Here is a 24477-nt window from a genome sequence, read left to right as displayed (position 1 = left end):
CATATTGAAAAAATCAATCTTCGTGTTTCTCTTCCTTAAGTGAAGTAATATCAATGAAATTATTTTCACAAAAATCAAAAAAACTTTTTTGGGCAAGATTACTAGGTATTACATGCCCATTTTCCCATCTATTAATAGTCGCAAAGCTGACACATAATGCGTCCGCTAGCTGTTGCTGACTCATCCTAAGTTGTTTCCGGACTTTTCTCACTATTTTCGAAAACTCCATGCTTACACCTCAAATTATAGCATATGTTATATTCTTTATAGCATATGTTATAATGAATTGCAACTTTTCTTTTATATATTTTCTTATCTACTAATACTTTTTAAAACAACCACCATCCTGCTTTTTCACAGTTTGGCGGTTGTCTCTTCTCGGTAATGCTATTTTTTAGCAAGCTCTTGCTCCATCTCTAAGCCCGACTTGAATTTTATGAGAATCTTATCCTTTGACATGACCTTGATGCTTTGTATAAGCTGCCTGACAAGCTGGTTATCAAAATTTGATAATTTGCAGTCTGCGGTGTTCAGAAACTTCTTCATATCCTCGATTCTTCGCTGGAAGCTGTCTTGCCTGGCTTGCTGCTCGGTATACTGCGTTTTTATCTCCTGAAGCTTTTTCATCTCGGCGGAGATTTTGGCATAGTGCTCGTCAAAGTCTGTATTATCTGCTCCACATTTTGCATTTTCCTCTACAAAGCCTATCATCTCTTTCTTTAATTCCGTGATCCGTTCCTCAATTTTTGCTATGTCCATCTGCTTGGCTCGGTTGCCCATCACCAGCTGAATATTGGACTGGAGCGTGTCCACAAAATCCCCCTTATCCTGTATGAGGGAATTGAAAGCATCCATAATGGCTCTATGTAAAACTTCTTCATCGATGGTAGGGGACTTTTGGCAGTATTTTTTTCCATACTCCAGCCTGTTTAAGCACCGCCAGACAATCCTTTTCTCGCTGTAGGCTGTCCAGGATACCCGTCTATAAGGCTTGCCGCACTCCCCGCATATCAATAATTCGGTGAGAGCATATATTGAGCTATATTTCCCGCTGTCGGTTTTGGCTCTTTTTTCAGCAGTCTTTTTAATGTTAGCCCGGCGTGCTTTTTCTTCCTGTATCCGGTGAAACAAGTCTTTGGAAATGATGGCCGGATGGCTGTCCTCCACATAATACTGCGGGACAATTCCATTGTTTTTAACTCTTTTCTTTGTGAGGTAGTCTACAGTGTAGCTTTTTTGCAGCAAGGCATCTCCCATGTACTTCTCATTGGAGAGCATGTTGTTGATGGTAGTTGTAGACCATTGATTTCTTCCAGTAACGGTTTTAATGCCGTTTTCCTCCAGGTACTTTTTTATTTGTGCGATGCTTAGACCCTCTAAATACAGCCTGAAAATCAGCCTTACAATTTCTGCTTCTTCGGGTACAATCACCAGCTCTCCGGCCTCATTCTTTGTATAACCTAAAAACTTGTTGTGATTGACCATAACCTGTCCTTTTTCGAACCGGCGGACCACACCCCACCTTGTGTTGGTGCTTAAGGAACGGCTTTCTTCCTGGGCAAGGCTTCCGAGGATGGTGATTAGAAATTCTCCGGTGCTGTCCAGGGTGTTGACGTTTTCTTTCTCAAAAAACACTCCGATGTTTTTTTCTTTCAGTTTCCGTATGTATTGAATGCAGTCAAGGGTGTTTCGTGCAAAACGGCTGATGGATTTTGTCAGCACCAGGTCGATCTTGCCTGCCATGCAGTCTTCAATCAATTTATTGAAGCCTGTCCTGTTTTTTGTGCTGGTGCCGGATATGCCCTCATCGGCATAGATGCCTGCAAACTTCCAGCCTGGGTTTTTCATAATCTCCATCGTGTAATAATCCACCTGTGCTTGGTAGCTGGACTGCTGTTCCTCCAGCTCCGTGCTGACCCGGCAGTAAGCGGCCACTCTCAGTTTTTTTATCTTTGCTTTTTCCTTAAAATCATAAATCGGATTTGCAGGGATTACCGATACTGTTCTTTGTCCCATCGCCATGGGCTTTTCCTCCTTTTCCCCGTAGTTTATATGATGTGCTCAACATCACTCCGTTGATCAGTTCAAACCGGAGCTGCCCGGTGATTTCCACCGTAATGCTTTTGATGGTTGCTTTGAATAAAGCCTCATCAAATGCTTTAATGGGCTTGAAGCTCTCAAGCACCGCTTTCAATTTCCTGGTTTTATATTCAAAGTCATCTGCCTGGGAGATTCGATATTGTTCTATAGCCCTTTTAAACAACAGCTGTGCCATTTCCGACGGTTCCAAGCCGTTTTGATCAAATCCGTTGGATATTTGCAATTTTATCTTTCTTAATTCAACACTCTCAGTCACAGCATTAACTGCTGGACGCTTTTCTATCATTTCAGGGTTCTCCATCACCCGGTTGATGATCTGTATAAAGGCAGCTTCAAGCTGCTTGTCATCAACCACGCCGCTTTTGCAGCAGACCCTGTTGTCAACGATATACCGTTTGCATTTCCAGTTGCATTTCTTGTTCCTGTCATGATGTTCGGTGTACCTTTTGAAAACACTCCCGCATTCCCCGCATATCAACCTGCCGCTGAAGGGGTAAGTGCTGGCGATGCCGTTAGCATAGTAATTGACATTCCTGCCAAGCCGGGCGTTCTTTTCTTCCCTGATCTTATTTGCAGCATTGAACACTTCCTCCGGGATAATGGAAGGATAGAAGTCGTTTCCGGTGTATTTACAGTTGCTCAAAATTTTTCCGATGGAGCCATGATTCCAGGAGGGCTTTCCGTTGGCATTGGAAACCTTCATTTCCGTCAGGTCCTTTGCCATCTGATTCAAGGATATACCCGATATAAAATTATTGAACATTTTTCTGACCAGGTCTGCCTTTTCCGGTTCGATGGTTACAGCTCCGTCTATGATTTTATAGCCAAAGGGCGTATGTCTTTGCGCCATTTAGCCCACTTCCTCTCCGATGATTTCCGGAAGCTCCAGTCCGTTGATCAGGCGGAAGGCGATTTCAAGCTTGGATTTTACAATGATCCTTTCTACCATCAGCGAAAATATGCTTTCATCAAAGCTCTCCATTAAGTCATCCTGCTTTTTGAGGAAAGCAATCAGTTCCTCCGTTCTGGCAGCCTCGTCGCTAAATCCGTTATATTCAAACAGCTTGTTCCGCTGCTTTTTGGCTTCATTGAGCTGCTTGGTAATCAGATTGCTTTGCTCCATAAAAAGAACAGAGTCAAGATACCCTTTCGACCTCAGTCTACTTAATACATGACTCTGTTCCGTAAGTTCCGTTATTCTTTTATTGATTTCCCTGACCTGGGATTCATGTTCCCTGCTGCAGTGAAGCTTTTTCAAATCCTCGGCCAGGGGGGTTAATATTTTGTCATGATTGCTTTTCAGCTTATTATAGAGATTGATGAATGCAGCTTTGATGTTATTGTCCTTGACAGCTGTCATGCTGCATTTCGCCCGATTCATGATATGCTTGGTGCAGCACCACTGCACGGTTTCATAAGGTTTGCCTTTGAATATGATTTGCCTTTTAAAATTACTCCCGCATTCACCGCATTGGATTTTGCTGCTGAAGGGGTACCGTTGGTTGTATTTCCGGGTGTCTGTATCCACCATGGCTTTTTCAATTTTTCGCTGCTCCATAATCTCCCTGACTCGTTCAGCCTGCTCTTTTGAAATAATGGGTTCATGGTCGTTGGCGATGTAGTAGCACTGTTTTTGTCCCCGGTTCCGCTTTCGTTGGAAGGGCAATGTGTCGGTGGTAAAGGTTTTCTGAAGGAGCATGTCGCCGTAATATTTTTCATTCATGAGTATTTCCTTAACCACATTTTCTCCCCAGGCTTCCGCCCCTTTTCTTGTTGGAACTCCTTCTTCCGTAAGCTCCTTTGCGATGACATACGTTCCTTTTCCATTCAGGTAATCGGTGTAAATCCTTCGGACAATAGCGGCTTCTTCTTCATTGATGACGATTCCTCCGTCCTTACCCTTCATATAGCCGTAGGGAAGGTAGGAAGGCTTCCATTCGCCTTTCATGAACCTTTTTTGTATCGCCCACCGGTTATTTTTGGAGGTAGAAATGGATTCCTCCTGGGCAATGGAGCTTAAAACCGTCATCAGAAGCTCGCTTTCAGCAGACAGGGTGTTGATGTTTTCTTTCTCAAAGAAGACTGCAATCCCCAGCGCTTTCAACTTTCTCACCGTCTCAATGCAGTCGGCGGTGTTTCTTGCAAATCTGGATATGGACTTGGTAATGACCATGTCCACCTTTTTGGCTTCACAGTCAGCAATGAGCCTTAGAAACTCATCCCGCTTGTCCTTGGCGGTGCCACTGATGCCTTCGTCCGCATAAATTCCGGCAAAAGTCCAAGCATCGTTGTTTTCTATCAGCCGGGTGTAGTACTCCACCTGTGCTGAAAAGGATTGCAGCTGCCCTGTATGGTCTGAGCTGACCCGGCAGTAGGCACACACCCGCAGTTTCGGAGCTTCTGCTTCCATACGATGGATGGGCTTGATGACTCTTACCTTTGCCATACGCTTCCTCCTTTCACTTTTCAGTACATGATGCTTTATCAGCAACACACAGTACCACACAAATCCAGCCATATCAAGTGTTTTTACACATATACCTCCGCCAGGGTTGGAGTGAATGAATTCCGATTTAATCTGTCAATTTCTTTCAATTCAGAAAGAGTAATAAGCCCTTTTTCAAGCATGCTGTTTAGCAGCGAAAGCGCTATTTTGTACTTGATTTCATTAGTTATTTGAGTTTGTGACATGGTTAAATCCCCCTTTACATTTTGCTTTAATACCACAAGGATGCAGCGGATTTAAGTTCCGCTGCATAGTTTCTGATATCAAAGCGGTTAAGCTTGTTATCAATCTTCTTCCTGTGCTCTATTTGCCGCTGCTTCCCAAGCACCGGGGCAACAGCTCAAACTGCCTGTGGTCAGCAGGCATCACAGGAATTCCACCTCCCCGAGAACCTCCGGGCTGCACTCTGGGACTCAACCTCGACTATGCAGGAGTATCATTGTAGGCTGTTCAGGTCCTGGCGAAACAATCCACCACAGATTGTTTTATGGTCAAACATTTCTCGCTCATAGCCTTTGATGCCATCGTTTTGACGGACAAAAAATGCCCGCAGGCTGTCTTGGCGTGTTTACCAATGTCGCTTCCCGTTTCAGCAGCTGAACAGCTAACGTATTTGAGCTGTTGGATATGTACGGCTTTAAGGCTTACAAGCGAGCCTTGCCGGCAATTTTTCAAAGAGCAATAAGGGATAAAAAATACCCCTTCACTTTTTAAGCCGAAAAAATGAAGGGGTGGACGAAACAAATTTTTATTTTTCAATAATTTTTTTAAGTTTGCTGATAATGCTGTTTTTACGAGATTGCAAAGTTGTTCTTGGCAGCTTCATTGAATCTGCCAGCTCTCTTTCGCTTTTGCCATTAAAGAACAGTTCGTTAATTATTAGCCGCTCGCAATCTGTCAATTCTTCAAGCGCCAGCATCAATTTCTCAAGCATGATTTTTTCAATAATAACGTCTTCAACAAGAAGTTGCTGATCACACATTTTCTGCTCGATAGGATAGTCCAGCTCTACTAGCTGGTCATAAGAAAGATTGTTCTTAATGCTGGTTTCCTCTATGTACCTTTCTCGTCTTTTCAACTTGTAATAGGCGGTATATATTTCCTTGCTTACAGTAACAATTTCATTTTTCACTCTTATTTTGTATTCTTTCATCTTTCCTTCCCTCCGTTTTGCTTTGTTTGCGGTCCTTAGCAAAACAGAGGAAATCAAGGATACCGGATGTAGTACCAAAACAAACGCTTCACGGATGTCCCCTTTCCGGCAGCAAAAAAGGCCGCACGGTTTTCCGTGCGACCCTTTTTTTGCTGCCTATGTGCAATTTAGGACGGGTTTCGGGGCATAAAAAAAGCCCTCGACTCATGGCTGTATAAGCCTGAAATCGAGGGCTTTAAAGTATGCAGCTACCCATCATAATTATCGTAACACCCTAGCAGTTCATATTCAGTACTTACTATGTAGGAATTTTGTCCTTTATCAGTTCGTATTTAGTTCACATTCCGTTTGCCATATATCCCTTAGAGCAGGTATCACATATCCCCATATGGCAAGGCCCATTAAATTAATAGCTTCCTTTTTTCTTTTATAAAAGGTTGTCCTCTCACAATTGAGAGATTCGATAATTTCCTTTTCCGAATACCTGTATTTTACAATATACTGCTTGTAAAGGATATTGAAATACAAGTCCCCATAATCAGGATAATTCTTTATTTTTAACAATGCCTTGTCCACAATTTCAATAAGCCACTTGCTTTTCAATAATGAGCACAGCTTTTCCTCAAGGTCTTTCTTATTGATATTGGGGTCATAGTCATCCAGGTAATCCAAGGCTTCAGCCAGACGATTGCCTCCCATGGCATAATACTCTGTTTCAATCTCGCATATCCTGTCTTCAATACACCAAACCACATCCCGGTATATTTTCAGCAACAATTTTGTTTTATGATATACCCGCTCTTCATCAATGTGCATGGAAGCTAATCCTCGTTTCAACACAGCTAACGCCATTTTTTCAGAACTCATCTGTTTTCACCTCTTTTCAAAATTATTGACATATTTTTTGTTCTCTTGTATTATATAATGTGAACAATATTTTTGTCAATAAATTTGTTCTCTCAATGTATAATGAGTGAACAATATAGCCAAAATATTACCGGAGGTGTTTTATCAAATGCAGTTTGGCGAAAAAATTAGATTATTACGTAAAAGGGCAGGGATTTCTCAGAAAGATTTTGCAGCGCAGCTCGGGATTACAAGACGGGCTTTGGTCTATTACGAAAACGGGCAGCGTTTTCCAAGGGAAGCAGAGCTGATTGATAAAATCGCCAGTTTCTTTAACGTATCTTCAGATTTTCTCACAGACGACAGCGAAAGCATTGCAATGACCAAGGAAGAAATATTTCTTGAGGAAGCTAAAGCAGAAGATAAGTTGAGGGGAAAAAGCGAAGCAAAAAAATTCATCGAAACTACAAAATGTTTATTTGCCGGTGGAGAGTTATCAGAAGAAGATAAAGATGCGCTTTTTGAGGTATTAACCGAAATATACTTCGACTCAAAGAAAAAAGCCAAAAAGTATGGTGCCCGTAAAAATAAAGGCAGCAAAAATACACCAACTGATTAGCTGCGGGGTGAAAGTATGGAATTTATTTTGAGAGAAGCCAAAAGGTTGATCCAAAAGCATAAAACCCGAAACCCTTTTGAGATTGCCGATTGTCTTAATATTAATGTTCTCTACAGGCCGCTCGGCAAGCTTAAAGGGATTTACATATACACAAGGCGGAGCCGGTATATCTGCATTAACAATGAATTGGACAGTCCTGCCAGACGATTGGTATGCGCTCATGAAATTGGCCATGACCGCTTCCACAGGCATTTGGCCAAAATGAATCCCCAGGCCCAGGAGCTTATCAGCTATGATATGTCATCAAAGCCGGAAAGGGAAGCAAATGTTTTCGCTGCAGAAATCCTCTTGCCTGATGATGAGGTTATTAAACTGATAAATGACGCAGATATGAATTTTTTCAGAGCCGCAAGGGAACTTTATGTACCACCTGAATTAATGGATTTCAAATTTCAGATATTGAAAAATAGAGGCTACAGGCTTGAAGCTCCATTAAATGCTACCGGAGATTTCCTGAAAAAATAACACCCCGAAACATCACATGTTTAAAGATGTACGGGGTGTTTTTGTTTTTGTTTATACCCTGACTTTAGAACTTAATATTAATAAAACCGTTGGAAACACCTGGTTTACACCTCGTTTCCAACGGTTTTTTTGTACACTTATTCTAGATTCTTCACTAAATTCAATTTTGTTGCACTCCGAAACTGAGTCAAAGTCATATTCTGTCTGAGTGCGGCCATGCCAAGAATCTTACTGATGTCCAGGTATGTCTGGTTTATATTGATCGGGGTTACGGTAATACTGGGATAAGTTCCCTGCGTAATAACGGTAGGTCCTGACAAAGCTTCCATGAGATTTGCAGCGGATACCTGCGCTCCAGTGTGATCTGCAATCTTATACTGTAGATATCTCATAATAGTTAAGGCTAAAAAGCACAATGCAAAGTGTCCTTCGATGTGTTTATCGGTCCAAACAAAAGCAGGGGTCGCCTGTAAATCTGTCTTCATGATCCTAAAACTCTCTTCGATTCTCCACAAACCACGATAGATTTCAACTACTTCAAGGGTTGATAACTCTAGATTGTTCGTGATGATAGCGTAATATCCATCATATTTTTCAGATTCCCTAATTTTCTCTTCGCTGATTTTCCAGTTTTCTGTCTCCAGTTCCATCTCCAAGAACTGGTTTACCCCTCTTTTCACCGCTGCTTTCATCTGATAAGGCTTATCCATTTTTTTCATCAGTTTTTCAAGCATTCGTTGCCGATCACCGCGGTCTTTCGACGCTCTTTTAGCGCTCCATGTCAGATGGATCTTCACCGGAACAGTATGGTGTTGATACTTTTTAGGTCGTCCACGCTTCTTCTTTATGCCTTCTTCCGCACCCTCCGGTGCGTCCAGCGCTAGACCTTCTGTCTTGTATTCCAATGTTTGTTCCACCACTTTCTCCATGGTCAGAACCTCGCCGCTCTCTTTGTTTACCGAAGTCACTTTCCATCCCTCTGGATTCAAGGCCAGTTTTTTAAACTCTTGCGTGGATCGTTTCAGCGTATAGCTGATTACAAAGTTATGATCCTGTGAGCATAGGTAGCCTAGGTTTGTACCACTATTAAGTCCTCTATCTGCGACTACTGTGATCTTCTCTAAACGATATAACTCTCTCAGTCTTTCCACTGACTTCGTTAAAGTTGACTGATCCATAGTGTTTCCAGGAAAAAGTTCATAGGTTACAGGAATCCCATTGTTATCAATTAGAAGTCCCATAACTACTTGAACTTCATTGTTTTTGTGGGATTTTGAGAAACCAAACATTCTCAGTTCACCCCATTTGGTGCTCTCAAAGGAATGAGTGGTGACATCGTAATAGGCGCAACCATTCTTTCGTTTCGTTTTCTTCTGGAAGAAAACAGATAGGAATTCAATGAGATCCTCTTTAGACTCTGCTAGGATATCCAAAACTCCATAGAGTGCATCCAAAGTCTGTTCCGTATGACCAGCATATTGGCTCTGTACTTGATAACAGCTGTAAATACTGCCGGGATCCGTACATCTCCTAGCCAAGAGGTAGAAGATGCTTTGTATTAGCTCTTCAGGATCTCTTTTTCCAGCATATCGTTCAAAGAACTTCTCCAATTTCAGTTCTCTCCAGAGGTTCTGAATCAGGGCGTGTCCGAAACGGAACGAAGACGTCACGTCTTCGGCGGAGGTAATCTCTTTTGTGGGCACAGTTAAGGTAATTGGAGCAGACTCAGCATTCTTTTCCCGTGTTAAGCGCTTTGCTTCTTCTTTCAGTTCCTCAATGATATGAGGGTTTTCTGCCAGCAACTTTTCATAGTTACCATAATTTTTTACGATGACCGCTTTTCTTTTATCTGTGCCTGGAACTCGTCGATCATCACGCAACTGGACAATGCGATGACTTCCTTTTCCGCTGATTGTGATATACATCTGGCACCTCCAACACCTATTTACTTATATTATATCATAAGTGATTATAAGTGTACATAGTTAAACCATGTTTTTCCAAAATAAAACCCTGAATTCGTTTGAGAATTCAAGGTTTTAGAAGTTATGCTATTTATTTTTATTTGTTTTCCTTCCAAAGTCAGGAAATGCTACCGGAGATTTCCTGAAAAAATAACACCCCGAAACATCACATGTTTAAAGATGTACGGGGTGTTTTTGTTTTTGTTTATACTATTCCAGTCTTACATCCTTGTTTCTAATTTTAAGACAATAAACAATCATTTCATTGCCAATCCTTTATTTATTGCTTCCTGAATGATCTTATGGTAGCAAACGCCCATTGGATTATTCTCTTTGCAATTAGAATTTTTTGGTATATTTTCCTACTGCTTCGCCTTTATTATTGCAGACAGGGCAAATCCCTTGGTTTGAGCTAAATCCTGCGAACAGCATCCGCAACTGCACGCATTATTGGTTTTTATCATGGTAGCATCCCCCGCTACTTTACTTTTTTGATTTTCAAGCATGTCTTTAGCAGATCATTCCTAAAGTCAATGTCAAATTCCCTGTAATGCTGGCTTTCTCCCCATTGCCGCATTGATTCATGTTCCGGATGCTTAGGGTCATTCCATGCTTCAAGAAATTCTTTGTAACCGCCAAGACCACCTACATCTTCCGGCGGACAAGCGCCCGCGCCTGCAAGTATTATAGGGTAACCAAACTCATAATCTTCTATGGTTTTTTCCAATTCAATTTTATGTCTCCAGTAGTCGCCAAAGTCGTAAATGTATTCTATGGTCTTATATTTTTCCAGATACTTATCAATTTTGACCGTTTGAGGCTGTCTAACGTTTGTTTCAATTATCCTGGCTATAATGCCATGAGGGTCTTCCTTTTTTGTTGGCTTTTTGTTTTTATACTTGGCAAAGTAAAATTTGAATTCTTCATAGGATTCTTCGTCATTAGTAATTCTAAGTTTCTCCTGCGGGAACTCAAACTCATAAAGATGATAATCCCGCCAACCCATTGAAAATTGTATTGTGTCATGCAGGCGTCTGAAGGTAACATCCGCCGGGATAACTACCCTTCTCCATATTAGCGGTTCGGAATCAATTAATTCGATTTTTATCTGAAAGGCTTTCATCACTTTCACCTGAATTCCTTTCCGGTTATTCTTTTAATCATCTTGCAGAATTGCTTCCATTCTTCCGGAAACTTATTGTTGCCATACTTTTTTACGGTTCTCCCGCTAGTAATTATTTCAATGCTCCATTGAGTACCATCACAGATTCCGGGTTCTATGTACCTGGCTTTCCAATTCAGCAAATCAATTTCTTTTAAACACTTAATAAATTCTTCTGCTGTTTTATTTCGGATGGATCTTGTACTGGTTTCTTCAGAACCGCCCTCGTTGAATAGCCATGTAGTTTTAAGATTTGTCAAATCAATAGTTACATGATAATAACCGCCGAAGTATCCACCCACTGATGCTTTAAGCCCTTTGATCTGGCCGTATGCGATGTCAAGCGCCTGTTCCCCGTTCCACTCATTGTTACAATCCTTGCAGTGGTATTCCGGACCGCCTTCTATAATGCAACAGCCGCCCAATTTTACTTTTCCGGCTTCAGCTTCCTGAAAAAGCTTGAAACTCGGCATGCCATAAACAATTTTAACCGAATTCTTAGACCCGCATTTAGGGCATTTTTTATAATTAACAGCCACTTTTCCGCACCTCTTTGCTACAATAAACTAATCGCCCCACATTACAAACCTTGTTGAGCTCATTTAGCCCCATGCCTCTCCATGCTCGCCGGTTTTGAGCATTCCAGACATATCTTGCTCATCATCTTCTCTATGCAATCATCATCCTCCAGAAAAAGCACATTCCTGCTTTCAAACTCAGGTCTCTTAACTCCAAAATGGGAGCTGGCATCTGCAGCCGGTGTGCCGGACATGATGAAGGAATTCAAAATAATCTGCTTTTCGGTGCAGGTCGGCTGTAACTGGGCTTCCTTTTCCTTTATAGTCTTGTAAAATTGTATTTTGGGGTTATTGATATTCTTTTCCAGCATCATTATGCCCTTGGGATCAATAAAGGTTATATACTGCTTGTCATCTTCGGCAATCCACATAATAAAGTCCGGGTAAAAATTACCTGCTTCAAAAAAGCCAATACCAACTTTGCTCTTATTGCGGAGCAAATACAACCTCTTTTCTATAAAAGCAGATGGATTATCATCGCAATATTTCTTCAGCCTGTCAATAAACAGCTTTTCATCGCTGTTTAGGCTTACAGGCGAAACCTCGATACGGATTCCTTTATCTATAGAGATAAGGGGAGTGTAAAGGTGGTTGTAAAAGTCAAAGTAGCGGAAATTCAAATGCTTATCCTCGTACTTGCCCAAACGCCTGTTTTTTTCCAAAGCCTCTCTGATTCCCTCAATCAGCTCTGCAAATTCGTCGAATTTCTCTTTGTTAAAAAGAGTAATATTATACTCATCGATAAAATTCTTATCACTGGATTTTAAGTCCCCGTAAACCAGGTGCGGCGCTTCCCATTGGGCCTTATGATATTTAAAAAATCTGTCCAGATAGTTTTTCAGAAGCATAACACATATATCATTGATTCTGCCGATTTTATCAAAACTGTCGATTTCCATCAGCGCCCTGGGGACAAACAAAGTGTACCAGCCCTTCAGCTTAAGTATTTCCGGCAATAATGACTTTTCGATGCTGATATTGTAATAAGCCTTTTGGTTTTTGTATTGCAGCAGTTCGGCATAAAGCTTATCCACATCTAAGAACGCGATATGATGTGGCTCCAATACAGCCTCGTCCTTTTGATATTTTACATCTTCACTCCTGGTAGAAGTAAGACTTTGGATGGCAGCATTATAATCTACCTTGACTTTATTTTTGACCAGGTTGTCCATAAAGCCGTCTGAAGGAGTGGTAAGGATCAGCCGTTTCGACTGCTTTTTGAAATTGATGCCGTCCTTGACCTTAATCACCTTCAGTTTATCCTTCGCATCATGAAAACGGCTTACTACAGGGAGCTTGAATTCTCTGATGGAGTCATTCAGATCCATATCTTCCTTTTCAAGATATTCTTTGAATTGTGCCATATAATCGGCTTTTACCCCAAATATAGTTAAGGTTTCTATTTTGTTAATATACCTCGGCACTTCAACAGGGTAGTCCAGTTTGGAACTGCGCTTGAGACAGTTTCCGTAACCTTTAAGTCTTACCCCCCTGCCAAAAAGCTGGATGGCCTGAGAGCCTTCGCCTTTGGCAAAGTTAATCAGCCCCATGGTGGAAACCCGCCAGCTGTTCCACCCTTCTGTAAACTTTTTAGAGCCTATAAGTATATTAATCCTGGAATTTTTATCATTTATTCTTTTAAACAGGGACTCGTTCTCAAACTGGTTTTCATCGGTAACAATCCCGGTCTTCCCTTTTTCAATATTCTTAATCAGCTCGCTGTCGCCGCCGGCGCCAACATTGATAACCCCGAAAAATTCATTGTCACTGCCAATCCGTAAACCAATTTCTCCGCCCAGCTGTTTTAAATTTACCAAGTGCAACCTGCCTGTGGAAGTTGTCTCAAAAACGATTTTTAACACATCGTCATAAACAGAGCCGGCATCTCGCTGAAACAGATTTTGCAGATAGGAAAAATCGCCATAAAACAGCTCCTGTCCTCTTTCATCAAGGAGCCCGGTATTGTCATCCAGCAGCATTTTGATCCGGCTTACGGCCTTTTCTTTGTTTGCCGTAAAGCCGTTAATAAAGGCCAGGACTTCCTGCACGTCGGTTAATTCGTCCTTGCTGACGGTTTTATTCACGCTGTTACCCACAAATACAAGCAATGGCTTTTCAATATTGAAGGGGACAAAGGCCCCTCTATCGCTCTGATAAATTTTCATTTGCTGATAAAAACTGAGTAAACAACCCGTTAAATACAGCTCCTGCTGTTCTCTGGAAAGACTCTCTTTCAGGTTATAAATACGGTATTCCTTGCCATAGCCGTCGTTATAGAAGTACTTATAGGAATAGTCAAATATAATGGCCTTGCCGTACTGATGAGCAAGAGCCTCAGCTTCCGATTTTGTTTTTTCCTCCTTGATAGCCTGCTTAAAAGTCGCCGAATACTCAAAGGAAAACCCGTTTTCCGACAACCGGCTCCGAAAATCGTACCACACATTCCCGGAGAGACCTTTATGCCCTTCATCAACAAGGACAAGGTTGTTCTGCTCAAAACTGTCCACAGAAACAGTCTTCACCTTCCCCTGCTCTTCCAGCTTGTTAATGTCGATAACCAGCACTTCATTTTTTTCCTGCAGAGTATCCTTTTCAAAGAGGCGGCAGCGAATGCCTGAAAGCTTCATTTCCTCAATGTGCTGGTGCGATAAACCTTCATTAGGCGTAAGAAGAATGATTTTATTTAATGTCAAGCTTTTGTTATATTCCTGTGCCCTCTTAAAGTAATGTTGGAATTGCAGGATATTAGCATGCATGATTAACGTCTTGCCGCTACCCGTCGCGCACATAAAGGCCAGCTTGTTCAAGCTGTCCGCTGTATAATCTGAAATTGTTTCTCCATCGCTTCCAGAATTGAATTCATGCAGGAAATTATTTAAGTCGGCAACAAAGTTCTCCCTGTCCAGGAAGTACCTGTCAAGATACATCTCGGTAAAAAGGAGAGCAAGATACTGGAAATATTTTAGGGTAAGCCCGCCCCGACCCTCGCCGATATGCTGGACATAACGGAAGATGTTTTCATCATACTCCTTCAGCTTGTCCTTATTTAAAAAGCCCAGCTTAACATACTTGCGTACTATAAATTCATGGAAATAGGAGGTGTTCTCTTCGTTATACCCTTCCAAATCGGCAGACCGCATATCTTCCGCCAGTTCCCTGAAATCTCTTTTGCCAAAGAGGGAAAGGAAGTACTTATTGAGCACCAGGCAATCATTGAGATTGATGGCTTTATTTGCTTTCTTGGTCTTTTTAGCCCCCATACATCACACCCCCTCAAACATCCTCTTTTTAAATTCAAGCTCGATTAAATGAACCTTCCACTGCTCTTTGTCGCCCTTGAGGTTTTCCAGATTGTTATCTCCATTAACATAGATAATGTCGAACTCGCTGTTTTTTGTTTCTGCGCGGTATTTCACAAAGAAAGCATCCAAAGCAGCGTTATCGGCTGCCAGATCTTCGGTAAGATTGCGCCAGATAACAAGAGCTTTATCCCCATTGGGCATAATACCTTCCACTGTTTTAAAGGCATATTGCCCTTCCTTGTCTTCTGTAAGCATTACTGCGTTTTCATATTCACCCTCAGGATCAGGGACGGCATTAAAGCGAGCAGCAGCTTTTTGTCTCGTAACAGCAAGGCCAAGGAGGTAATTAAAGGTTTCCACCAGGTCTATGGTTGTTTCTTTTGTCTCGTTGTTCTCGGCAATTTTCATTTTATAGGCAAAAGGCTCCTTAAAGCGGTCAAGGTTTAAGAGGCTGCCCCTGCTTTCAATGTCCAGCATATATGATACAAGGTACTCGTTAAAGAAGTTTGCGTCCATCCTTAGCTGCTTCTCCTGCTCAGTCGTGCGGCTAAGCTCGATATTATTCAATGTATCCTCGTAGCTTTCCAGACGGATGTATTTAAAAATCTGTGAAACACCGGTATTTCTGTTCTGTGGCTTGCCGTCCTTCCAATCTTTAGCGTAGACAACCTTTTTAATCCTCGGCTTGGTAATTGTGTTGAAATAATTGCCCATTTCCACAAGGATATATTTACGGTTACCTCCGTCTTCGCGGTTGAGATTTATGACTGCGTGACCTGTTGTGCCAGAGCCGGCAAAATAGTCAAGAATAGTATCGTTTGAGTCAGAAACAGCATATATACAGTCTCTTACAGTAAATATTGATTTTGGGTAATCAAACAACTTATTACCCAAGCCTAACGAACTAAGTATTTTTGTACCATAATCCCCAGCATTATAAAGCGGTGAATACCACATAGTCTTAAATTGTTCGGTTGCTTTAGCCAATTTAATTTGCAAGTTCCCTTTTCTTGATGTATCGATTTTCAAGTATTTTTTTATTTGCTCTACTGTTTGTCTAGCATATCTCCACTTTCTTTCAATTCCCTCATCATCAATAGGATAAATTTCAATTATTCCGTCATCACGCAAAATATTTGAAGATGCAGGATGAAAATCATCTTCACAAACATCGCCAAAACCAATTATCTCATTATCTTTTACATAAATTGGGTAAAAACAATTAGCTGCATCTTCTCTCAACGACTCTCCGCCCCAGTTTCTAAGGTTTGAATACTCCCATTCATTTTCGGGAATTTCAACCCTATTTAATTCTTTAAGGGTTTCTGGCATTACAAATATTGCGTATTCATTTGAAAACGAGAAATGATCACCTTGTGTTCCTTTTTTATTATGCTCAACTGATACAGATACAATATCATAATTGGGATAAAGCTGTTTTAGTAATGCGAATAACCCATTATGCTCATATTTATCAATAGCCACAACAATAGAACCATCGCCGGAAGATAATTTTCGACTTAAATTTAACCTGTTTTCCATTAAAGATAACCATGATGAATGTTTAAAATTGTTTTTATATACAATCTCACTAGAAGGTGAATTATACGGCGGATCTATATAAATACACTTAATCTTCTCTCGATACTTCTCCTGCAGCAAATTTAATGCCTGAAAATTCTCACTGTGAATTAAAAGGCCGTTTGTTTCCTCATCTAAATTGTCAATGCTCGCAATCAGCCTCTCCTTGAATTCCGTCGTAAAATGCTTTGTATCCAACACTAGATTTTTATTCTGTTTTAAAAAATCTACGGTCAGCGGAATAGAATAGGCCACTGTCATCAAGTCCCCGGCAATCTCATCAATGGCATACAGTTCCACCCATTCCTGCCGTTGTGCATCATTTGCAGATATTTCAGGATAGAAACTCTCGTCAATTTTATCAAGGGTGATACACCAGTTTGTCTCAACCACAAACTTTTTCTTGAGCCACAGCTTTTTCTGAAAGTCCTCTATTTGCGCCAAAAAGTCAATAATGGTGCGACCTACCTTTTTAATGGCCTTCACCTTGGCCAGGTAGGCATTTACTTTCACTTCATTGTCGGTATCCAGGTCGTCCAGGTGCATTATCTCGGCTTTTATGTAAAAATCCAGTTCCCTGTTCAAGAAACCGCGCAAATCTTTGTGAATAAAATAATCGAAGGTGTTCTTGGCAACATAGGTTTCCAGGTGCTTTTCCAGAATTGTGCGGGTCTTATTTTTATCTGTTGGAGCAGGCATGTTTATGGCCCAGACAAAGCGCTTTAAGTCGGCATTTTCTGAAACGGCGCCTTTAATTTTATCAACGGCGGATTTATTTAATTTAGTATTATCTTTCAGCTTGTTTACGCTATCCTGCTCACTTGCAGGAACACGATATTCAAATTTTATTGTAAGCTCATTACCCTCCGCTTCCAGGAAGTTTCCATCCAGCAGGATGAATTCGCGCTTCTTGTCATCACTTTCTTTGTTGTTATTTTGCTCGGTATTGGCGTCAACCAGCTTAAAATGAATCGTATACTTTTCTCCCTGTACATCTACCTTAAACGAATAATCCCTGAAGTTTTCGCTGGTTTTGATATAGTATTGGTCATGGTTGGCCCAGTAAAGCTTTACTTCTTCCCCCTCATAGGGGATAGCATAGACCCCTTCTTTATAGCGGCGTTTGCTTATAAAATCTCCCTCATCATAGTAACGGCTGAAAAAGTTATATAAAGCTGAATAAACATCACTTTCCAGCTCGGCAACTCCTGTGCCGGAGGCAAGCAACGCCTTATATTCGGCATATTCTTCTCTCAGCTTGCTGTCCTCTACCTTAACCCCTACGCTTTCACACTGTTTCTCAATTTCTTCAATACGCTTTCTTACCTGGCTGTTGTCGGTAGCATATTTCGATAGTATGGAATTAACTTCACTGGCAAGAGTATTTTCAATGAAGTTATTGATCTCATTTTTTCGAATATTCATGATGCGGTATATGCCAAAGTCAAGATCTGATTTCTCCAACTCAAACATGTCCCTTAAAAGTTTGGTAAAGCGTTGCAGTTTTTCGGTCATTGCCTAACCCCTCCTGTCCTAGCATCTATCTTCTTTTCATTAGTCCTGGTTTCTTCTCTTTTAAACCTTGCATCTGCTGGTTTTAGGGCATCTTTAGGAATTGCCCATACCCAGCCAAGGCGCTTGGCTCCATCAACTCTGCCCTGTTCACACAGAACCTGTACCCGCCGTTGGGATATGCCCCATTTTTCAGCAGCTTCTTTCGCAGTAATATATTCCATTTCTCATCACCTGTCCATTACCCATTCCTCGCTATTGCCCTCTTTCATACGTTCAAGAACTACTGGATTTTCCATTCTTTGGAGATTATAAAAATCCAGTATGCATCTTATTAAAGAATTCACTTGCTTCAAATAAACACCCCTTCTTCTTGCCATCCAAAACTTTTCTACTTATTCCAAACCATCATCTTCAGCAGCGCTGGTAGACTTCGTTTCAATGGTTTTCCCTGTTGTCCGTTTAGCAATATATCCCCTGTAAACAGTTTTTTTATCTTCATCCTCAAATTTTAGAGGTACATATTCGACCTGGTACCAGTACCGTTCTTCGCTAATTATCGTGACGATTTCATTTTTTGTAATGGTATATACAATTGGAGCTGCTTTAGAAGGTTCTTTTCTTATTGCTGCTTTATCTGAAACGATGGTAGCCTGATGCACAAAACCGGCTATCGTCACTATTGCACTTATTATGGTAATTATCGTAACAATTGCTTGTAAAACCCGCATAACTATAGGATTTTTTTCCTGCCATTTTATTATTGCTGCATTTAGCCGTTGCTGCCAGTTTGGAGAAGAATAAATCTCTGTAATATCATTTGCAAGCTCTTCCTCTTCGATAGAGGTTAAAGATACCTCGTCAATTTCACTATCAAAATTGTTGAATATCTGAGTATACTCGTCTTCAGGAAATAAGTTCCCTAACAAATTGTTATAAGCAGTGGTATTTATTATGTTTTGGAAAAGGTTTTGATAAGTATTTAATGAATCTATAATGGACGACAGCCTGCTGTTATTAAAATTAATCCTCTCAAGGATTGCTATAGAATTCTCAAACATACTGCCTAAATGCTTTGGCATAATACCTTCAATCCTATTTGCATAAAGAATTGCCTCTCTGATTGCAGGCGTATTGACAATATCTAAAGCTCTTTGTACTTCAGAAAAAACCGCAGCATTAGGCAATACAAGCTTTTCAATACGCGGAAAGAGTTTGTCCATTTTCTCTGCGTATGAAAATGCAGAAGCAAATTCTGTGCTTTTAAAAAGATTGGCAATATAGTCTTGCTGTTGAAGCAACCGACTAATAGGCGTCTCAAACATGGTTGCCATATTAAGCCTTGATGCTATTCCTGTCAACCTACTGATTCTATCCATTTGTTCCATATATCTATTCATCGTCCTGAATGGCTTCTCCATCTTACCCTTTGACATTTCTACCGAAAGCCCCCCACCTAATCGCAAACCGTTCTGATTCAACTTACAGCTAGGCATTTGCATTCTGTTTTAACCGATATATCCCATTGACATATCTCTTAAAAGTTATAATCATACAAAATATATTATATTCGAAACTACGAATAATGGCAAGTATTCCCTTCATAATTGAAGAAAAATTTTCAATTGGTTTCTTTCCATCAATGGAAATATATCTAACTATAACTATGCCCGTAAGCTCATAAAGCCTTGCATAGCAAGACTTTATGAGCTCAAAATAGATATACTGAACTAATATAGCTGCAATCGTTTTTCCCCTTCTCTTCGGCCTAAAATGAATGAGTATACTGACAACTATCCTGGTTTTCTTCCACCGCCGATTCACTTAATGCAATCACTTCATAATTTGCTTTACTTACACACTGATGAGGAATTTCTCCTTGTTCCGCCATGGAAGAATAGCGTGTTCCGCCTACAACAATATGGTCTAAAACTTTGATTTCAAGAGGATGAAAAATATCAACAAATCTCTGTGTCAATGCCCTATCTTCCGGAGAAAAATTTGTGGAGCCGCCGGGATGATTATGGGCCAAGATTATCGCCCTGCAATCACAGGCAATAGCATATTTCAATACCTCTCTTAGATAAACAACGGCTTGTCCGACACTTCCTTCAGACATAGTTTTTGTTTCAATCACGTTATTGCCATTATCCAGAAAAGCAACCATGAACCTTTCTTTATCCTTCATTCCACCCAAAAGAGCCAAAAAATACTGTCCAGATACGGTTGATGAATTAAGCATAATCTTCTTCTCACTTTCGTAGATTTTCAAGAGGTTATAAGAGGCTATGAATTCATTGAGCAGCCCTATCTTTTCAAGCTGTTTTTCATTTGGTTCCATGATATGAGGGTGTTCCAAGATATTAAAAGGGTTGTTTTCTTTTGCATACTGCCGAACCTTTTTGTAGGGCAGTCCTGTTAAAGTCGTCAGCCCTTTTAAAAAGCTTTCGGTATGCTGCATATTTTTCTTCATGTTATGCCTGCCCCCTTTCCTCACCAAATACCTCAATAATAATTCTTAAGCTTTTCAGCTTCTCATAAGTCTCCTGGGATAAGCCAAGTTCAAGTGATTCGAGATGAAGAAAAAAGTTATTTATTCCCATGTTTTGAAAACATCCACAAACCCTTTCTTCTGTATCAGCATCCAATCCAACCAGCAGAGACAATAAAGCTGCACACTTCTTGTACTCCGCATTCCTTGATTTTTCTAAATTCATCTCATCTTCCACCTTTCATGCTATTTATCAATAAAACTATTTTGTTTCTTTGTCTGATGTTGAATATTTCTTAGAGTGGGGAGTTCACTGCATAGCTCACGGTGAACCGTACCACAGTTCACCAAATAAACAGACTGCCCCCTTGGTGTAAAGTAAAGTTTTTCAGAGTTACCCCATCCCTGATTTTAAAAAATACATGTTGCTGCTCTTGCCCCCGTTCTCACGCCACCGCTGCTCCTTGCGAAGATAACTGCTCTTTTCAAGGTCCGCGATGGCTCTTTTTACAGTGCTCCGTGACAGCTTCAGTTCTGCGGCGATGGTACCGATCGCCGGATAGCATTTGCCGTCCCTGTCGGCCCTGTCACGAAGGTACATGTAGACGGCTACAGCCCTATGGGGAAGCTCTGATGCATAAAGCGATTCAAAATAGCCCATCAGGCACCTCCTAATCTGTACGCAGCGGCGGCTCCATTTGCCGCTGTGTTTTTGTCTTTGTTTGCAGCCTGGACTTCAATGCTTTTTCCTGAATCTCTTCAGCAGGTGCAAGGGATATGCCGCCTTGAGCTGATGTGAAGTATGGTTCCTGTTCTACTATATCTTCATATGATATGTGCCGCTTGACAATCTCCTCTTCCAGCTCTTTTTTGTCAGCATAGGCAACCTTGCGGGCGGATTTTTCCTGCAGCTCATACACCTTTTCAAACCGGATGCCCCATTCAATGAACAGCTTTAAACTTGTTTTCATAGGACAGGCGCCGGTCTTTGCGACAATGAAGCTGCCTTTGGGCAGGGTCTTCAATTCATCGGGAGTCATCAGGGGACGCTGGATCATTTGCAAGGATTGGGACGGATCATGCTTTCCCCGGGTGACCGAACCTGATAAAACCGTCTTATTGCCAAGGCTTCTGGAAAGTATCTCCGCTGATTCCGAGTTTGGGGCAAAGCCTCCGAAGATGGTGTCCTGGCAGTTATCGATGATGATGGCGGCTCCTTCCTTGCCGTAGTTCTTTTCAAGCTGCGCAAAGCTCTGTATGATGGCCACGATGGAAACACGGCGGGAACGGGAAGCGGAAAACATCATCTCCGCACATTCAATTTTTGGTATGGTGCCGATCTCATCCAGGTACATCATGACACGGTTTTGAAGCCTGCCGCCCTGCTCATCGGCCACCGACAGTATCTCCCGGTAGAGCTGCTGGACAATGAGAGAAATTAGAAAGTATTTTGTATTGTCTTCTTCCGGCATGACAAGGAAGATGGCAGACTTTCTTTTGCAAAAACGCTCTGCATCGATGGCAGTGTCAAAGCACAGTATCTGCTCCAGTTCCGAGTCCAGGAATGCATTCAACCGGGAAAGGGCTGTCGACAGGACGCTTTGCATCGCCTGCTCCGCAGTGTTTAATGCCGCTCCCGCAAACCATCTTGCCTTATGCTCTGACGGGAGCTTTTCAATAAGCAGCTGGAACTGATTTTTGCCTTTTACGCCAGAGGGAGCCAGCAAGTCCTGTATGAGCTTAAAGACCGATATGATATGGCGTTTTTCGTTTGGACAGTATTCCGCCACCAATAAAATGACGGCGGTCAGCAAGCCTTCGGCTGCATCATAGAAAAATGCATTCTGGCCGTAGGAGCCTGCATCCAGTCCCCCGGAGTTGACGATGGTTTTGGCAATAATTTTTGCATATTTCTCCGCCCTGGCTTTTGCTGGGAGATTATCAGGATTGGCAAGGTATTCATCCATATATTTGTTTACAAGGTGCAGCATATTGTTGCCGTCGCTGCGGGTGGGGTTTCTCAGGTCAATGACGGACACATCATAGCCATAGTAATCCTTGGCGATGCATCCATAATTCCTGTAAAGGTCGCCTTTGGTGTCAGTGGTGATAAAACTCATCCCGGACGCACAGGCATATTCCAGATTGGGGTAGAGGAAATTGGCAGTTTTGCCGACCCCCGCCGCACCGATCATCAATGCATGCACATCCCCCTGGTCTACAAGAGCGGTGACCACCCCTGAAGCCGTTTTGCATCCCACAACCAGACCCTGCACCTTGGGCAGGTTGATGCCCTTGCGCCACCGTTCCGGCTCATAGGGTACATGAGCATAGGTCTTCTTTATTTCATTCTTCGTTGCAAACCTTGCCGTGCCATGCTGGCCGTCACCTACAGTCCTGGCCTTGATGCCATGCAAGGTATAGTAATGAGCCAAAAGAACGATAAAACCGATGACTCCAAACATAGTTGCAGCAGCTATGATTAAAGTAACCACCTGTGATGCTTGCATTGGTTTCCTCCTTCTTTCCAAATTAAGAAAGCCATGCACCAATGGTTTTTCATTCGCACATGGCTTTTTTCAAATCCGTAGTTATAATGTTGCTAAATATTATGCTGCAAAAATTCTTCGCAAACAGCCTGCATACAATCGACTCTCTCTTCATTCTGCTTTTGCAGAGCTTCTATTCTCTGTTCCTGCTCTTCAAGACATATAAAAATTTGAGCCTTGACACAGTTTAGTGCAAGACTCATATACGATGCGATTAATTTTTGCTTATCCTCAAGGGTACGGATTCCAGATGTTTTGAGCTGAGCATTAATGGCATTGACATCCTGCTGGATATCCTCTGCTTTGGTTTTCAGCTTTCCCCGGTCCTGGTGCGGATGATAGCTGTGACAGAGTTCATCGGTCAGTTGTTTAAAATTCATTGGTTTTTCAAGCTGCCGGTATTGCGCCATTACTGCAAATAACGCATATACCGCCATGCTTAGCAGCTGTTCCATCAGGACAGCTTTTTGTCTATCGGTTGATCTTGATGACTGCATGAGGGGCACTGCTTTTTCATAGTGCTCCATCAGCATTTCATGGGGATTTTTCACGGATTTGATATGGCTACACAAGTAACGAATCTCTCCGCACAGCTCTTTGCAGGCTTCAAGCTTCGGATGCGGTTTTGCCGGAATCGGTGTTATGCCATGCTGCGCTTTCAAGTCCTCATTCCAATCCTTGCATGCGGGCTGTAAATATGAAATGTAGGCGTATCCTTTTTCATGCAATATGTCTGTAAATCGCCCGGAAACTTCTATACCGGCAGGATCATGATCAAGGCACAATACCACATTTTTAATATGCATATTTTTTGACAGCACATGAAGCATGGCATGTTCAGCCACACCGTCCAGCGCAACATAGCTGTGCTGCTGCCAGCCGTTCTTATGCAAGGTGATAAATGACAGCATATCAATGGGAGCTTCAAATACATAAAGGGTATCGCTGGTACCGATGTAATTGAAGCTGTATTTTGGGTCGGAGCCTTCTACATTGCCACGGTAACCAGCAGCGTTGGAATAGGTTCCCCTTTTATGTGCATGCCGGGCAGTACCGTTTTCATCATAGCCTACAAAAACAACATTGTGATATTCCTTATCCTCATATATTTTTTTCTCTCTGACAAAGTGGGTGAGGACATCCCGGTCAATATACCTCTGCTTCAAGAGGTAGGCATATACCCGGCGCATATTATCTGCAGCCTCCGGCAGTATGAATTCTTTTCGTTCTGTTTCCGGGACCTTTTTATCGCTTTGCCTAAACGCCGTACCCTGTTCGCCGCCCAGAAGCAGCATCACTGCATCAGGGAATGAGAGGCCATAAAATTCCTGCACAAAATCAATGGACAGACCGCCTTGCCCGGCGCTGTGGCGGAACCACCGGTTGCCCCGGATAGTCACGCTGTCATGACGCTTCCACCGCCACTCCCTGCCGGAGCGTATGAGCTGCTCTCCCTGCCGTCTGAGAAAGTCCACAAGGTCAACGGAGTTTGCACGCTGTTTCTGCTCATCGGTAAAATGTACGTACTCTGCCATAGCGATCCTCCTTTGTCAGCGTTTCCGCTTGCCCGACCTGCGAAAATAAGCCAC

General features: G+C 41.9%; 22 protein-coding genes and 1 pseudogene. 2 read left to right on the top strand and 21 right to left on the bottom strand.

What is annotated here, in order from left to right; translation table 11 throughout:
- Positions 1-13 precede the first annotated feature (13 nt).
- The 7 genes from EC328_RS11800 to EC328_RS04390 form a co-directional block, all read right to left on the bottom strand.
- On the bottom strand, positions 14-229 hold the full coding sequence (locus tag EC328_RS11800) for a helix-turn-helix domain-containing protein (protein WP_128425673.1): 216 nt from the start codon (positions 227-229) through the stop codon (positions 14-16).
- A 158-nt stretch (positions 230-387) separates the two neighbouring features.
- On the bottom strand, positions 388-2022 hold the full coding sequence (locus EC328_RS04410) for a recombinase family protein (protein WP_128425672.1): 1635 nt from the start codon (positions 2020-2022) through the stop codon (positions 388-390).
- Positions 1970-2950 carry a recombinase family protein gene (locus EC328_RS04405; protein WP_128425671.1) on the bottom strand — a complete coding sequence of 327 codons (981 nt, stop codon included), beginning with the start codon at positions 2948-2950 and terminating at the stop codon, positions 1970-1972. The genes EC328_RS04410 and EC328_RS04405 overlap by 53 nt, the downstream gene beginning before the upstream one ends.
- Positions 2951-4546, bottom strand: a complete 1596-nt coding sequence (locus EC328_RS04400) for a recombinase family protein (RefSeq protein WP_128425670.1) — start codon at positions 4544-4546, stop codon at positions 2951-2953.
- Positions 4547-4629: 83 nt separating this feature from the next.
- Positions 4630-4791 carry an SHOCT domain-containing protein gene (locus tag EC328_RS11500; RefSeq protein ID WP_164906027.1) on the bottom strand — a complete coding sequence of 54 codons (162 nt, stop codon included), beginning with the start codon at positions 4789-4791 and terminating at the stop codon, positions 4630-4632.
- Positions 4792-5354: 563 nt separating this feature from the next.
- On the bottom strand, positions 5355-5759 hold the full coding sequence (locus EC328_RS04395) for an RNA polymerase sigma factor (RefSeq protein ID WP_128425669.1): 405 nt from the start codon (positions 5757-5759) through the stop codon (positions 5355-5357).
- Positions 5760-6080: 321 nt separating this feature from the next.
- On the bottom strand, positions 6081-6626 hold the full coding sequence (locus EC328_RS04390) for a hypothetical protein (RefSeq protein WP_128425668.1): 546 nt from the start codon (positions 6624-6626) through the stop codon (positions 6081-6083).
- 148 nt (positions 6627-6774) lie between these two features.
- Between EC328_RS04390 and EC328_RS04385 the strand changes: the two genes are divergently transcribed.
- Positions 6775-7224 (top strand): helix-turn-helix domain-containing protein, encoded by a 450-nt coding sequence (locus EC328_RS04385; RefSeq protein WP_128425667.1) that lies wholly within the window; start codon positions 6775-6777, stop codon positions 7222-7224.
- A gap of 15 nt (positions 7225-7239) precedes the next feature.
- Positions 7240-7749 carry an ImmA/IrrE family metallo-endopeptidase gene (locus tag EC328_RS04380; protein WP_128425666.1) on the top strand — a complete coding sequence of 170 codons (510 nt, stop codon included), beginning with the start codon at positions 7240-7242 and terminating at the stop codon, positions 7747-7749.
- 137 nt (positions 7750-7886) lie between these two features.
- Here EC328_RS04380 and EC328_RS04375 read toward each other — a convergent pair whose 3' ends face one another.
- From EC328_RS04375 to EC328_RS04315, 14 genes and pseudogenes are all read right to left on the bottom strand, one after another.
- Positions 7887-9674, bottom strand: a complete 1788-nt coding sequence (locus EC328_RS04375; protein ID WP_128425665.1) for an IS1634 family transposase — start codon at positions 9672-9674, stop codon at positions 7887-7889.
- A 296-nt stretch (positions 9675-9970) separates the two neighbouring features.
- Positions 9971-10063, bottom strand: a pseudogene (locus EC328_RS04370) (Csac_0668 family 2Fe-2S cluster-binding (seleno)protein); the annotation flags it as partial.
- Positions 10064-10191: 128 nt separating this feature from the next.
- Positions 10192-10836 (bottom strand): plasmid pRiA4b ORF-3 family protein, encoded by a 645-nt coding sequence (locus tag EC328_RS04365; RefSeq protein WP_128426992.1) that lies wholly within the window; start codon positions 10834-10836, stop codon positions 10192-10194.
- Positions 10837-10841: 5 nt separating this feature from the next.
- The gene (locus tag EC328_RS04360) at positions 10842-11414 is read right to left on the bottom strand and encodes a hypothetical protein (protein WP_128425664.1); all 573 of its coding nucleotides are present in this window, start codon (positions 11412-11414) and stop codon (positions 10842-10844) included.
- A gap of 59 nt (positions 11415-11473) precedes the next feature.
- Positions 11474-14713, bottom strand: a complete 3240-nt coding sequence (locus EC328_RS04355; RefSeq protein ID WP_128425663.1) for a DEAD/DEAH box helicase family protein — start codon at positions 14711-14713, stop codon at positions 11474-11476.
- A 3-nt stretch (positions 14714-14716) separates the two neighbouring features.
- A complete protein-coding gene (locus tag EC328_RS04350) occupies positions 14717-17851 on the bottom strand; it encodes a site-specific DNA-methyltransferase (protein WP_128425662.1) in 3135 nt (1044 codons plus the stop codon).
- A complete protein-coding gene (locus EC328_RS04345; RefSeq protein ID WP_128425661.1) occupies positions 17848-18072 on the bottom strand; it encodes a MerR family transcriptional regulator in 225 nt (74 codons plus the stop codon). Before EC328_RS04345 ends, EC328_RS04350 begins: the two co-directional genes overlap by 4 nt.
- A 6-nt stretch (positions 18073-18078) precedes the next feature.
- Positions 18079-18228, bottom strand: a complete 150-nt coding sequence (locus tag EC328_RS11495) for a hypothetical protein (RefSeq protein WP_164905968.1) — start codon at positions 18226-18228, stop codon at positions 18079-18081.
- Between the two features lie 15 nt (positions 18229-18243).
- Entirely contained in the window at positions 18244-19248 is a 1005-nt protein-coding gene (locus tag EC328_RS04340) for an SH3 domain-containing protein (RefSeq protein ID WP_164906026.1), read from the bottom strand.
- 368 nt (positions 19249-19616) lie between these two features.
- Positions 19617-20321, bottom strand: coding sequence for a JAB domain-containing protein (locus EC328_RS04335; RefSeq protein WP_128425659.1), 705 nt, complete (start codon positions 20319-20321; stop codon positions 19617-19619).
- 1 nt (position 20322) lies between these two features.
- On the bottom strand, positions 20323-20577 hold the full coding sequence (locus EC328_RS04330) for a hypothetical protein (protein WP_128425658.1): 255 nt from the start codon (positions 20575-20577) through the stop codon (positions 20323-20325).
- Positions 20578-20733: 156 nt separating this feature from the next.
- Complete coding sequence (locus tag EC328_RS04325; RefSeq protein WP_128425657.1) at positions 20734-21000, bottom strand: helix-turn-helix domain-containing protein; 267 nt, start codon at positions 20998-21000, stop codon at positions 20734-20736.
- A 10-nt stretch (positions 21001-21010) separates the two neighbouring features.
- On the bottom strand, positions 21011-22849 hold the full coding sequence (locus EC328_RS04320) for a VirD4-like conjugal transfer protein, CD1115 family (protein ID WP_206363922.1): 1839 nt from the start codon (positions 22847-22849) through the stop codon (positions 21011-21013).
- 92 nt (positions 22850-22941) lie between these two features.
- Complete coding sequence (locus EC328_RS04315) at positions 22942-24423, bottom strand: DUF3991 domain-containing protein (RefSeq protein ID WP_128425656.1); 1482 nt, start codon at positions 24421-24423, stop codon at positions 22942-22944.
- Positions 24424-24477: the final 54 nt, after the last annotated feature.

It is taken from the genome of Gudongella oleilytica, from assembly GCF_004101785.1.
GTDB classification, from domain to species: Bacteria; Bacillota; Clostridia; order Tissierellales; family Tissierellaceae; genus Gudongella; species Gudongella oleilytica.
The sequence above is the reverse complement of the archived record's forward strand: the minus strand, read 5'-3'. Positions and strand labels throughout refer to the sequence as shown.

What these genes read in the sequence shown, in the direction of transcription:
- EC328_RS04315 (WP_128425656.1), bottom strand. Translation starts at nt 24,423, where the DNA reads ATGGCAGAGTACGTACATTTTACCGATGAGCAGAAACAGCGTGCAAAC.
- EC328_RS04385 (WP_128425667.1), top strand. Translation starts at nt 6,775, where the DNA reads ATGCAGTTTGGCGAAAAAATTAGATTATTACGTAAAAGGGCAGGGATT.
- EC328_RS04320 (WP_206363922.1), bottom strand. Translation starts at nt 22,849, where the DNA reads ATGCAAGCATCACAGGTGGTTACTTTAATCATAGCTGCTGCAACTATG.
- EC328_RS04335 (WP_128425659.1), bottom strand. Translation starts at nt 20,321, where the DNA reads ATGAAGAAAAATATGCAGCATACCGAAAGCTTTTTAAAAGGGCTGACG.
- EC328_RS11495 (WP_164905968.1), bottom strand. Translation starts at nt 18,228, where the DNA reads ATGGCAAGAAGAAGGGGTGTTTATTTGAAGCAAGTGAATTCTTTAATA.
- EC328_RS04380 (WP_128425666.1), top strand. Translation starts at nt 7,240, where the DNA reads ATGGAATTTATTTTGAGAGAAGCCAAAAGGTTGATCCAAAAGCATAAA.
- EC328_RS04390 (WP_128425668.1), bottom strand. Translation starts at nt 6,626, where the DNA reads ATGAGTTCTGAAAAAATGGCGTTAGCTGTGTTGAAACGAGGATTAGCT.
- EC328_RS04405 (WP_128425671.1), bottom strand. Translation starts at nt 2,950, where the DNA reads ATGGCGCAAAGACATACGCCCTTTGGCTATAAAATCATAGACGGAGCT.
- EC328_RS04355 (WP_128425663.1), bottom strand. Translation starts at nt 14,713, where the DNA reads ATGGGGGCTAAAAAGACCAAGAAAGCAAATAAAGCCATCAATCTCAAT.
- EC328_RS04345 (WP_128425661.1), bottom strand. Translation starts at nt 18,072, where the DNA reads ATGGAATATATTACTGCGAAAGAAGCTGCTGAAAAATGGGGCATATCC.
- EC328_RS11500 (WP_164906027.1), bottom strand. Translation starts at nt 4,791, where the DNA reads ATGTCACAAACTCAAATAACTAATGAAATCAAGTACAAAATAGCGCTT.
- EC328_RS04410 (WP_128425672.1), bottom strand. Translation starts at nt 2,022, where the DNA reads ATGGCGATGGGACAAAGAACAGTATCGGTAATCCCTGCAAATCCGATT.
- EC328_RS04350 (WP_128425662.1), bottom strand. Translation starts at nt 17,851, where the DNA reads ATGACCGAAAAACTGCAACGCTTTACCAAACTTTTAAGGGACATGTTT.
- EC328_RS04375 (WP_128425665.1), bottom strand. Translation starts at nt 9,674, where the DNA reads ATGTATATCACAATCAGCGGAAAAGGAAGTCATCGCATTGTCCAGTTG.
- EC328_RS04395 (WP_128425669.1), bottom strand. Translation starts at nt 5,759, where the DNA reads ATGAAAGAATACAAAATAAGAGTGAAAAATGAAATTGTTACTGTAAGC.
- EC328_RS04340 (WP_164906026.1), bottom strand. Translation starts at nt 19,248, where the DNA reads ATGAATAGATATATGGAACAAATGGATAGAATCAGTAGGTTGACAGGA.
- EC328_RS04365 (WP_128426992.1), bottom strand. Translation starts at nt 10,836, where the DNA reads ATGAAAGCCTTTCAGATAAAAATCGAATTAATTGATTCCGAACCGCTA.
- EC328_RS04325 (WP_128425657.1), bottom strand. Translation starts at nt 21,000, where the DNA reads ATGGGCTATTTTGAATCGCTTTATGCATCAGAGCTTCCCCATAGGGCT.
- EC328_RS04400 (WP_128425670.1), bottom strand. Translation starts at nt 4,546, where the DNA reads ATGGCAAAGGTAAGAGTCATCAAGCCCATCCATCGTATGGAAGCAGAA.
- EC328_RS11800 (WP_128425673.1), bottom strand. Translation starts at nt 229, where the DNA reads ATGGAGTTTTCGAAAATAGTGAGAAAAGTCCGGAAACAACTTAGGATG.